Below are 11,123 nucleotides of genomic sequence, written 5' to 3'. Positions count from 1 at the left end.
CCAACGTGGGGGAGGGTCGGGGAGAGGGGGTAGCCGCAAGGCCAATCTCATCCCCCCAACAAAAAACGGCCCGGGTTTCCCCGGGCCGTTCTTCATTTCGACTATGGCGGGGCTTACTTGTCCCACCACATCTTTTCGCAGAAGTAATATTCCGTCGGATGCGCTTCGTAGCCTTTGAGCTGCTTATCGAACGGCTGATAGCTCTGGCGCCACAGCGGCTGGACGATCGGGCCCTCTTCCTGCATCAGGGTCTCGATCTCCTTGATCACTTCCTTGCGCGCGTTGATGTCGACGAGGCCTTCCGCCTTGGTCAGCAATTCGTCGAACTTGGGGTTCTTGAAATTGCTTTCGTTCCATGGCACGCCGGTCCGGTAGGCAAGCCCCAGCACCATGATGCCGAGCGGCCGGTGCGTCCACACGGTGAAGCCGAACGGCACCTTGGTCCAGACGTCCCAGTACTGGGCCGAGGGCAGGACGGTGAGCTTCACGCGGATGCCGGCTTCCGCCCATTGCTGGACCATCGCCTGGCAGGCCGTCGGTTCCCAATCGGGGTCCTTCTTGGCATGGAGTTCGACATCGATACCGTCCGGATAGCCGGCATCTGCCAAGAGCTTCTTGGCGCCCTCGATATCCCGCGGCATCGGCATGTCGACGAATTCCGGGTGCACCGGCGACACATGGTGATGCTGCGCCGGGGTGCCGAGTTCGCCATAGGCGATCTTGGACACAGCCGCGCAATCGATGGCAAGACGCATCGCCTTGCGCACGCGGGGATCGTCGAACGGCTTCTCGTCGCAATGCATGCGGGCGACTGCGGTCTGCGCCGTGTTGATCTTGTGGAGTTCCACATGCGGCAGCTTCTGGATACTGGGATAGACCTTGATATCCGCATCGTAGAGGCCGTCCACCTGCTTCGAGGCCAAAGCCGCGAGTTTGGTCGCCGGATCGTCGCCAAGGTCGATGAAATGGACCTCGTCGAGGTAGGGGCCTTCGCCCCAATATTCCTTGCGCGCCTTGAGGACGACCTTCTTGCCGACCTCGACCTCGGCCGGTTCGAAAGCGCCGGTGCCGATGGAGCCGACACCCCACTTCCCTTCATCCTTCGGATGCAGGATGAGGGCCGGATAATGGAACAGGTTTTCCGGCACGGCGAGGGTCGAGACCTGGCCGTTCAAGCGGATCGTGTAATCGTCGACCTTCTCGATGGCGTTGGCGTCCCACAATTCGGTGGTCTTCTTCGGATTGCCGGCCTCGTCCTTCTCGCCGGTCTCGACTTCCTTCAGCATGAAGCCCTGGAACAGGCCCAGCACCGACGAACCGACATTGGGGTCGACCCAGCGCTTGATGTTCCAGATGACATGCTCGGCATTGAGCCCATCGCCGTTGGACCATTTGATGTCCTTGCGGAGCTTCAAAGTCCAGGTCTTCAGATCCTCGCTGGGTTCCCATGCCTCCAAGAGGATCGGCACCGTGATGCCGTCGCCCTGCGTCCGGGTCAGGTAATCGTTGGCCTGGCGTACGATGTTCGAGTCATAGACCCACGAAAACGTCGCCGGATTGTCCACCGCCGGAACGCGGGCGCCGATGCGCAGGACGCCGCCCTTCTTGGGTTCCTGCGCGCGCGCGGCGCCAATGAGGTCGCCGCCCATCACCTTGCCGGCGACGGCATAGGCAGTGGCGGCCGACATGCCGAGCAACGTCGCGGTGCGCAAGAAATCGCGGCGGCCGATCTGCCGCTTCTCCAGCTGCTCGACCAGCACCGGAATCTCCGGATGATAGCCGCGGCCTTTGCCAGATCTAAAAGTCATTTAAAACCTCCCTGCTGGTAAAACGTCCCTGTGAAGCACACGTCCTTGCGACGCATGCCGTTCGCATCAACCGCCGTTATTATCCGGAACGCCCACCCTGGTTCGGTCCGCTTGGTCTTGATGGCGGTATCCCGTTAATCTTAGTTTCATCCAGTCTCGACCGAAAATCATTCCATCGTCAATCGTCCATGCAAAAATCGCATCATGACCTGACCCAGGCTCATCCCCGGCGTATTGACGAGAATGGACTGCTTTTGGTTCGTTAAGGGCGCCCCCGCACTTGCAGCGCCGCCTGGGACAGGCTATTGCCCGATTATTCGCAAAATCCCGCGCCAAGAGGCCCTCACGTGACCACCAAGCTCGATAGGATCGAAGACGCCATCGCCGATATCGCCGCCGGCCGCCCCGTAATCGTGGTCGACGACGAAGACCGGGAGAATGAAGGCGATCTCATCATGGCGGCCTCCAAAGCCACACCGGAGTATGTCGCCTTCTTCATCCGGCACACCAGCGGCATCCTGTGTACCCCGCTGACCCGGTCGGACGCGCGCCGGCTGCATCTTACGCCCATGGTGGCGGACAATATTGCGCCGCACGCGACGGCGTTCACCGTCTCCATCGATTATGCCAAGGATCTCACCACCGGCATCTCGGCGCAGGAACGCTGCGCCTGTATCCGCGCGCTGGCCAATCCGAATGTCGCGGCCGAGGATTTCGTGCGCCCCGGCCACATCTTCCCGCTGATCGCGCGTGAAGGCGGCGTCCTCATCCGCTCCGGCCATACCGAGGCCGCGGTCGACATGTCGCGCCTGGCGGGCCTGGCGCCGGTCGGCCTCATCGCCGAACTCGTCAATGATGACGGCAGCGTGAAACGACTGCCCGACATTCTGGCCTTCGCCAAGGAACACAAGCTGCTGGTCGTCTCGATCGACGATCTCATCGCCTACCGCCAGCAGCGCGAATCCCTCATCACCCGCACCTCGGAGGGACAGGTCAGCACCGCGATCGGCAGCGCCCAGGCCGTCGTCTATTCGACCGCGTTCGACGCGGCGCATCATATTGCCGTGATTTATGGCGACATCGCCGACGGGCGCGATATTCTCATCCGCCTGCAGCAGGAAGACGCCGTGACCGACGTCTTCGATCCCGACCGCAGTGCCGTGAAAAGGGCTCTCAGCCAGATCGAACAGGCCGGCCGCGGTATCATCATCTACCTGCGCGAAGGTGCTGTCGGCGTAACGCCTTCGGCCCCCAATGCCGGCGGCAGCGAGGCCTCGCGGCTCGAACAATGGCGCGAGGTAGGCCTGGGGGCGCAGATCCTGAAAGACCTGAATGTGAAGTCGATCCGCGTCATCGCCACCAAGGAGCGGCAATATATGGGCCTGTCCGGCTTCGGCGTCGAAATTCTCGGCACGGAGCGTCTTTGAAGATGAGCGTGGCGCAGCACGTTCCCCGCATTGCTTTCGTCACCGGCGGCGCCAGGCGCCTGGGGCGCGCCACCGCCCTGAAACTGGCCGGCGACGGCTGGGATGTCGCCATCCACTGCCATCGTTCGCTGGACGCGGCCCAGGCCACCGCCGCCGATATCCGCGCGCTTGGCCGGCGCTGCATCGTGCTGCAGGCCGATCTCGGCGATGAAGGGATGGTCGAACGGCTGATCCCCGCGATCTGCAGCGATCTCGGTGCTCCGACCTGCCTCGTCAACAATGCCTCCGTCTTCGAGATGGACAAGATAGAGACGGTGACGCGGGACAGCTGGGACCGGCACATGGAGACCAATCTGCGTGCGCCCTTCGTGCTGTCGCAGGCCCTCGCCCGCCATCTGCCGGAGGGCGCGCAAGGCAATATCGTCAACATGCTCGACCAGCGCGTCTGGAAGCTGACGCCCTATTTCATGTCCTACACGGTCGCCAAGATGGGGCTGTGGACGCTGACGCGCACCATGGCGCTGGCGCTGGCGCCGAGGATCCGGGTCAATGCCGTCGGTCCCGGTCCAACTTTGCCGAGCCCCCGGCAGACGCCGGAGCATTTCGCCGCCCAATCGGCCGCCATGCCGCTGGGTCACGGTGCCACGCCCGAAGAAATCGCCGACACAATCCTCTATATCTTGTCGGCTTCCGCCATGACGGGACAAATGATTGCGCTGGACGGCGGCGAGCATCTGGGCTGGCAGGTGCCCAATAAGGGCTTCCAGCCGAAAGAATAGCCAGGCCGGACCCAAACCTCTATAATATGCGTTACACCTGCGGGCCCCAGGGTGCGGCCCTCCATTTCACCCCGACACCCCAGAGAGCGGTGATCGGTGCGGTGATCCAAGGCAAGTCGGAGGTCCCGGGACCATGAATCCATTGGAAAAAATCACGCCTTTGCCGAACGCGGCGCCGGTCCGCACCATGCGCGTCTTCATCCGCGACCTGGTCCTGCCCTGCAGCATCGGCATCCATCAGCACGAGCGCCTGGCCCAGCAGCGCGTCCAGATCAATGTCGAGCTGACCTGTGTCGAGCATCCGGCCATCAATGACGATGTCGACAATGTCGTCTGCTACGCGACGGTCGTCATGGGCATCAAGGCGGTCACCGCGGACGGGCATATCAACCTGGTCGAAACCCTGGCGGACCGCATTGCCGACGTCTGCCTCAGCGACCGCCGGGTATTGTCCGCCAAGGTCCGGATCGACAAATTGGACGTCTTCAAGGAAGCGTTCAGCGTTGGCGTCGAGATCGAACGGAACCGGGCGGATCGGTAAGCTGTTTTTCCCGATTCGGTCATCGAAAATTCCTGACCGATTTACCAAAAGTTAAGCCTTTCAGGACTCTATCGGCCGATTCCTGAGCCAAGTTGTTCACATCGGGATTGCCGAGTCCGAACGGGCCAGGAGAGTCAAGACCGATTCCCATTCATGACCGAGTTGTTGCAAGTCTATTCTTATAAATTCATACGGAACAGCAGCTTAGTTATTTTGCCTGTTTTTTGTGCAGATGGGACTTAAGCCTGATTCCCGGACGCGTCGGAGAAAGCTCCCGGCGATATCGACAGACTTATCCACAAAAATGGTGGATATCCCCGAAGTTACCGAAGCCGCCGCGGCGTGATAGTTTTTGCCCATCCGAAAGGGTGGCGGAAACGGGTGCCGGAAAGGGTCGAAACGGGGCCCGGAAGCGACCCGTTTGAGCTATCCATGATTCCTTTTGCGACAAGCCGATGCGCATGATTGACGATCCAGAACATCCACAAGGCGACGAGACCGATCTCGACGAACTCGAGACGCCGGACGACGTAGCCCAGCGCCCCAAGGGGATGAGCCGCCTGGCCCACGGCGCCTCGATCATCAGGGCCAAGGTCCGCACCCTGCCCAGTGCGCCCGGCTGCTACCGGATGATCTCGGCCGGCGGCGAGGTACTTTATGTCGGCAAGGCCAAGGACCTGAAGAAACGGGTCACCTCCTATACCCTGCCCAATCGGCAGGCAAACCGCATCCAGCGCATGATCGCCGAGACGGCGACCATGGAATTCATGACGACCCATACCGAGGTCGAGGCGCTGCTGCTGGAAGCCAACCTGATCAAGCGCTACCGCCCGCGCTTCAACGTGCTGCTGCGCGACGATAAGAGCTTTCCCTACATCCTCATCACCGCCGATCATGCGGCGCCGCAGATCACCAAGCATCGCGGCGCGCGCAACAGGCCGGGTCAGTATTTCGGCCCCTTTGCTTCCGCCGGAGCCGTCAACCGCACCATCGTCGCCTTGCAGCGCGCCTTCCTGCTGCGGCCCTGTTCGGATTCGATCTTCGCCAGCCGTACGCGGCCGTGCCTCCAGTACCAGATCAAGCGCTGCTCGGCGCCCTGCGTCGGCCGCATCTCGCCCGAGGATTATGCCGCCCTGGTCGAGGAAGCACGCGACTTCCTCACCGGCAAGAGCGACAAGGTGAAGCAACGCCTGGCCGCCGAAATGCAGTCGGCCTCCGACGCGCTCGAATTCGAACGCGCCGCTAAGCTGCGCGACCGCCTGCAGGCCTTCGCCCTGATCCAGAGCCGCCAGGACATCTATCTCGAAGGCGTCGAGGAGGCCGACATCATCGCCGCCTATCATGAAAGCGGCCATACCTGCATTCAGGTCTTTTTCTTTCGGAACCACGGCAATTACGGGAACCGGGCTTACTTCCCGGCCCATGACAAGACGACCGAGCCGCCGGAGATTCTGGCGGCCTTCATGGCCCAGTTCTACGAGAACAAAACGCCGCCACGCCTGATCCTGGTCAACGAGATGCCGGCGGAGATCGAGTTGCTGACCGAAGCGCTCACCTTGCGCGCCGGCGCCAAGGTCGAGATTCTCGAGCCCAAGCGCGGCGATAAGAGGAAGCCCGTCGAACACGCGCTCGCCAACGCCAAGGAGGCGCTCGCCCGGCGCATGGCGGAAAGCGCCTCCCAGGCCAAGCTGATGACCGGCATGGCCGAGATCTTCGACCTGGAAACGCCGCCCAAACGCATCGAGGTCTACGACAACAGCCATATCTCCGGCACCAACGCCTATGGCTGCATGATCGTGGCCGGGCCGGACGGCTTCATGAAGAACCAGTACCGGAAGTTCGGCATCAAGCCCGCCAATATCGAAGCCGGCGAAGCGCCGATCGAACCCGGCGACGATTACGCCATGATGCGCCAGGTGCTGACGCGCCGCTTCACGCGCGCGCTCAAGGAAGATCCCGACGACACGCATGCGACCTGGCCCGACCTCGTCCTCATCGACGGCGGCCAGGGGCAGCTCAGCGTGACGCTCGAAGTCTTCGCCGAACTCGGCATCGACGATGTCGCCGTGGCATCGATCGCCAAGGGCCCGGACCGCAATGCAGGACGCGAGCGCTTCTTCATGCCGGGGCGCGAACCCTTCGGCCTCGACCCCAAGCATCCCGTGCTCTATTACCTGCAGCGCCTGCGCGACGAGGCGCACCGTTTCGCCATCGGCACGCATCGGGCGAAGCGTTCGGCCGATATCGCCAAATCGCCGCTCGATGAGGTGGCCGGCATCGGCGCCAAGCGTAAGAAAGCGCTGCTGATGCATTTCGGCTCGGCCCGGGCAGTGGCGCAGGCCGGTCTTACCGACCTCGCCACGGTGCCTGGGATTTCCGAAACGGTAGCCAAGGTCATTTATGACCATTTCCACCCCAATTGAGAGGCTCGGATCACCTTTTCGCGATGCAGCGAAAGGGCGCACCCGCCCCCTGTGACAGGGGAAGGCGTTCCTGCTATCGTCCGGCCCGAAACCTCAAGCCATTCTCCGTCCAATCCGCCCGAAAGCCGTCTATGCCGAACATCGCCAACATCCTGACCCTGTCGCGGATTGCCGCCATCCCTCTCATCACCGCCCTGCTCTTCTTCGAACAGCCGGTCTTCCGTTGGACGGCGCTGGGGCTCTATGCCGTCGCCTGCATCACGGACTTCTTCGACGGCTATATCGCCCGGCGCATGGATCAGGTTTCGGCGCTGGGCCGCTTCCTCGATCCCATTGCCGACAAGCTGGTCGTTGGCGCGATCCTGATGGCGATGACCGCGACCCAGCAGATCGACGGCTGGTCCGTGCTGCCGGCCCTCATCATCATGTGCCGCGAGATCATGGTTTCGGGCCTCCGGGAATATCTGGCGACGCTGAAGATCGGCGTGCCGGTTTCGATGCTCGCCAAATGGAAGACGACCGTGCAGATGGTGGCACTGGGCTTCCTGATCGTCGGCACGGCCGGCCCGGACTGGCTGCCGGTGATGCTCATCGGCGACGCGCTGCTGTGGATCGCCGCGGTGCTGACCGTCATGACCGGCTACGATTATCTGCGCGTCGGCATCAAGCATATGGCTGACGGGCAGTCGATCTAGATGCGCATCCTGGGCATTGCCGGCTGGAGCGGCGCCGGCAAGACGACATTGCTGGCCAAGCTCATTCCCGAACTCACGCGCCGCGGCCTGCGCATTTCCACCATGAAGCACGCGCATCACGTCTTCGACGTCGACAAGCCGGGCAAGGACTCCTACGTCCATCGCGAGGCGGGCGCCACAGAAGTCATGGTCTCGTCGGGCAAGCGCTGGGCCCTGATGCACGAACTGCGCGACGATGCCGAGCCGGATATTGCGGAACTCGTCCGCCATATGAGCCCGGTCGATCTGCTGCTGATCGAAGGCTTCAAGCAGGAGCCGCACGACAAGATCGAGATTTATCGCAGCGCCAACGGCAAGCCGCTGCTCTCGGCCACGGACCCTTCCTATGTGGCTATCTTAAGCGACGGACCGGTTGCGGATAGCAAGCTTCCGGTGATCGATCTCAACGACATTCCGGCGATCGCCGATTTCGTGCTGGCGCATTGCCGCCTGCAGGCCGGGGTGTGACCTCGGCGCTGCGCCTGGGCCTCGCCATGTGCGCGGCGCTGCTCGTGAACATGGCGGGCTTCAGCGTCTTTGCGGCCCTTCTGCCCACCCTGCAGGCGGCCTGGCACCTCACCAATACCGAAGCCGGCATCATCGAGGGCGCGTTCCTGGTCGGCTATCTGGCAAGCGTGCCCTTCCTCGTCGCCATGACCGACCGGCGCGATGCCCGCTACATCTATCTCATCAGCACGCTGGCGGCGGTGATCGGCAATCTGGGCACGGCCTTGCTAGGCGACGGCATCGTCAGCGGCAGCATCACGCGCTTCCTGGCCGGGATGGGCCTTGCAGGCACCTTCATGCCGGGCCTCAAACTGCTGACCGAACGCGTGAGCGGCATCGCCGGCAACCGGGCCATCGCGTTCTACATGGCGACCTTCAGCCTTGGCGCCAGCCTCTCGACGATACTTGCCGGCATGATCGGCCATCGCTTCGGCTGGCAAGCGACGTTCCATGCCGCCGCGTTCCTCGGCCTCCTCGCCATTCCGCTGGTGTTCGCCAACACGGAACCGCGGCCCGCCGGCGCGATGCAGCATCATTCCCTGTGGCGGCGCCTGTGGCTGGCCTGGCGCAACGAGAATGCGCGCGGCTATTCGCTGGCCTACGGCCTTCACATGTGGGAACTCTACGGCTTCCGCTCCTGGCTCATCGCCTTCCTGGTCATGGCCTCGACCGGCAGCCTTGCCGCCTCGGCCGATACCGGCCTCACCAATTGGGGCGGCCTGGTGCTGGCGCTGGGGTTGCCGGCCAGCGTCATCGGCAACGAGATCGCCCTGCGCATCGGCCGGCGGCGCTGGCTCTGCTTCATCATGCCGGCCTCCGCCCTTCTCAGCCTGGCGATCGGCTGGAGCGCCGCCTGGCCCTTCGCCGCCATGCTCTGCCTTCTTGCCCTCTATACGGTCACGGTCAGCGCCGACAGCGCCACGCTCACCGCCGGCGCCGTCGAGAGCGCCCCGCCAGAGGCAAAGGGCGCCACCATGGCGCTGCACACGCTGCTGGGCTTCGCCGGCGCCTCCCTGGGACCACTTGCCGCAGGCGGCATCCTGGACCTCTTCGGCGCCGATACGCGTCTCGGCTGGACCGTCGCCTTCTCGGCCATGGGAATCGTGGCCGGCTTCGGCCCGATCTTCCTTCGGCGCCCTTCCTAAGCGTTCCGAAAATCGCTAGAAGGGGCCATCCAACCTTCCCACCAGGAGACCGAAGATGGCGAAGAAGCCGGCCACCCGCAGCGAGACCGATTCCATGGGCCAGATCGATGTGCCCGCGGACAAATTGTGGGGCGCCCAGACCCAGCGGTCCCTGCAGAATTTCAAGATCGGCGGCCAGCGCATGCCGGCCGGTGTCATCCGCGCCTTCGGCACGCTGAAGCAGGCGGCGGCCCTGGCCAACATGAAGCTCGGCAAGCTCGACAGGAAGCTCGGCAAGGCGATCGTTGTGGCGGCGGGCGAAGTGGCGGACGGCGCCCTCGACGATCATTTCCCGCTGGTCGTCTGGCAGACTGGCTCCGGCACCCAGACCAACATGAACGTCAATGAAGTGCTGGCCAACCGCGCCAACGAACTTCTGGGCGGCAAGCGCGGCGACAAGAAGCCGATCCATCCCAACGACCAGGTCAATTACGGCCAATCGTCGAACGACAGCTTCCCGACCGCCATGCATATCGCCGCCGTTCAGCAGATCGCCGACGATGTCGTCCCCGCCCTCGACCACCTGGCCGACGCGCTGGAGAAGAAGGCCAAGGAATTTTCGAAGGTCGTCAAGATCGGCCGCACCCATCTCCAGGATGCGACGCCGGTGACGCTGGGGCAGGAATTCTCAGGATATGCCGCGCAGGTGCGCTTCGGCATCGACCGTATCATGGCGACGGCCCCCCGCCTCCTCTCCGTGCCGCAGGGCGGGACCGCCGTCGGCACCGGCCTCAACGCCGCCAAGGGCTTCGACAAAGCCTTCGCCGCCGAGCTTGCCAAGCTGACCGGGCAGAAGTTCACCACCGCCGCCAACAAGTTCGAAGGCATGGCGGCGCATGATGCCTTCGTCGAAATCTCCGGCGCCTATAACGTCATCGCCACCTCGCTGATGAAGATCGCCAACGACATCCGCCTGCTGGGCTCGGGCCCGCGTTCGGGCCTCGCCGAGATCAACCTGCCGGAGAACGAGCCCGGCTCCTCGATCATGCCGGGCAAGGTCAACCCGACCCAGGCCGAGGCGATGACCATGGTCTGCGCGCAGGTGATGGGCAACAATGTGGCCGTCACCGTCTCCGGCTCCAACGGCCATCTCGAGCTCAACGTCTTCAAGCCGGTGATCATCCACAATGTCCTGCAATCGGGCCAGCTGATCGCCGATGCGGCGATAAGCTTCACCGACAATTGCGTCGCCGGCATCACGCCAAACCTCGCGCGCATTAAACAGTCGCTGGAACAATCGCTGATGCTGGTCACCGCGCTCAACACCCATATCGGCTACGACAATGCCGCGAAGGTCGCGAAGAAGGCGCATAAGGAAGGCACCAGCCTCAAGGAAGCAGCCCTTGCCCTGGGCCTCCTCACCGCCGACCAGTTCGACAAATGGGTCCGCCCGCAGGACATGCTCGGGCCCAAGTGAGGGCCGAGACCGGCATCCCCCCTCACCCCAACCCCTCTCCCCGCAAGCGGGGCGAGGGGCCGTCGCCATGACCTCCCCCACCGCCCTCAAGAAGCGCTCCGTCAACATCGCCGGGCATAGCACTTCGGTGACGCTGGAGCAGGCTTTCTGGGATGCGCTGAAAGATATCGCCCAAGGACGGCAAAGCTCCGTCGCCGCGATCGTCGCCGAAATAGACCAGGCGCGCGGGGATGATCCCGGCGCGCCCAATCTTTCCAGTGCCATTCGCGTCTTCGTGCTCGGCGCGTCGAAGGCCGGCTGACC

Annotated in this window: 10 protein-coding genes; 9 read left to right on the top strand and 1 reads right to left on the bottom strand. The window is 63.4% G+C overall.

Annotated elements, in window-relative coordinates; translation table 11 throughout:
* Positions 1 to 113: 113 nt before the first annotated feature.
* Entirely contained in the window at positions 114 to 1,808 is a 1,695-nt protein-coding gene (locus ACE3TY_RS16740) for an ABC transporter substrate-binding protein (RefSeq protein WP_374655028.1), read from the bottom strand.
* Positions 1,809 to 2,155: 347 nt separating this feature from the next.
* Here ACE3TY_RS16740 and ribB point away from each other — a divergent pair, with 347 nt between their 5' ends.
* The 9 genes from ribB (at position 2,156) to ACE3TY_RS16695 (ending at position 11,121) form a co-directional block, all read left to right on the top strand.
* Positions 2,156 to 3,235 (top strand): 3,4-dihydroxy-2-butanone-4-phosphate synthase, encoded by a 1,080-nt coding sequence (gene ribB / locus ACE3TY_RS16735; RefSeq protein ID WP_374655026.1) that lies wholly within the window; start codon positions 2,156 to 2,158, stop codon positions 3,233 to 3,235.
* A gap of 2 nt (positions 3,236 to 3,237) precedes the next feature.
* Positions 3,238 to 4,014 (top strand): SDR family oxidoreductase, encoded by a 777-nt coding sequence (locus ACE3TY_RS16730; RefSeq protein ID WP_374655024.1) that lies wholly within the window; start codon positions 3,238 to 3,240, stop codon positions 4,012 to 4,014.
* A 133-nt stretch (positions 4,015 to 4,147) separates the two neighbouring features.
* The gene (locus tag ACE3TY_RS16725; RefSeq protein WP_374655022.1) at positions 4,148 to 4,555 is read left to right on the top strand and encodes a dihydroneopterin aldolase; all 408 of its coding nucleotides are present in this window, start codon (positions 4,148 to 4,150) and stop codon (positions 4,553 to 4,555) included.
* Positions 4,556 to 5,106: 551 nt separating this feature from the next.
* On the top strand, positions 5,107 to 6,978 hold the full coding sequence (uvrC, locus tag ACE3TY_RS16720) for an excinuclease ABC subunit UvrC (protein ID WP_374655139.1): 1,872 nt from the start codon (positions 5,107 to 5,109) through the stop codon (positions 6,976 to 6,978).
* Between the two features lie 131 nt (positions 6,979 to 7,109).
* Positions 7,110 to 7,673 (top strand): CDP-diacylglycerol--glycerol-3-phosphate 3-phosphatidyltransferase, encoded by a 564-nt coding sequence (pgsA, locus tag ACE3TY_RS16715; RefSeq protein ID WP_374655020.1) that lies wholly within the window; start codon positions 7,110 to 7,112, stop codon positions 7,671 to 7,673.
* Positions 7,674 to 8,180 carry a molybdopterin-guanine dinucleotide biosynthesis protein B gene (gene mobB / locus ACE3TY_RS16710; protein WP_374655018.1) on the top strand — a complete coding sequence of 169 codons (507 nt, stop codon included), beginning with the start codon at positions 7,674 to 7,676 and terminating at the stop codon, positions 8,178 to 8,180.
* The gene (locus ACE3TY_RS16705) at positions 8,177 to 9,364 is read left to right on the top strand and encodes an MFS transporter (RefSeq protein ID WP_374655016.1); all 1,188 of its coding nucleotides are present in this window, start codon (positions 8,177 to 8,179) and stop codon (positions 9,362 to 9,364) included. The genes mobB and ACE3TY_RS16705 overlap by 4 nt, the downstream gene beginning before the upstream one ends.
* A 55-nt stretch (positions 9,365 to 9,419) precedes the next feature.
* Positions 9,420 to 10,820, top strand: coding sequence for a class II fumarate hydratase (gene fumC, locus ACE3TY_RS16700; protein WP_374655014.1), 1,401 nt, complete (start codon positions 9,420 to 9,422; stop codon positions 10,818 to 10,820).
* 67 nt (positions 10,821 to 10,887) lie between these two features.
* Positions 10,888 to 11,121, top strand: coding sequence for a ribbon-helix-helix domain-containing protein (locus ACE3TY_RS16695; protein ID WP_374655012.1), 234 nt, complete (start codon positions 10,888 to 10,890; stop codon positions 11,119 to 11,121).
* The last annotated feature ends 2 nt before the right edge of the window (positions 11,122 to 11,123 follow it).

It is taken from the genome of Dongia sp. (assembly GCF_041918875.1).
Lineage (GTDB): Bacteria > Pseudomonadota > Alphaproteobacteria > Dongiales > Dongiaceae > Dongia.
This window is presented reverse-complemented; position numbering and strand designations above follow the sequence as displayed.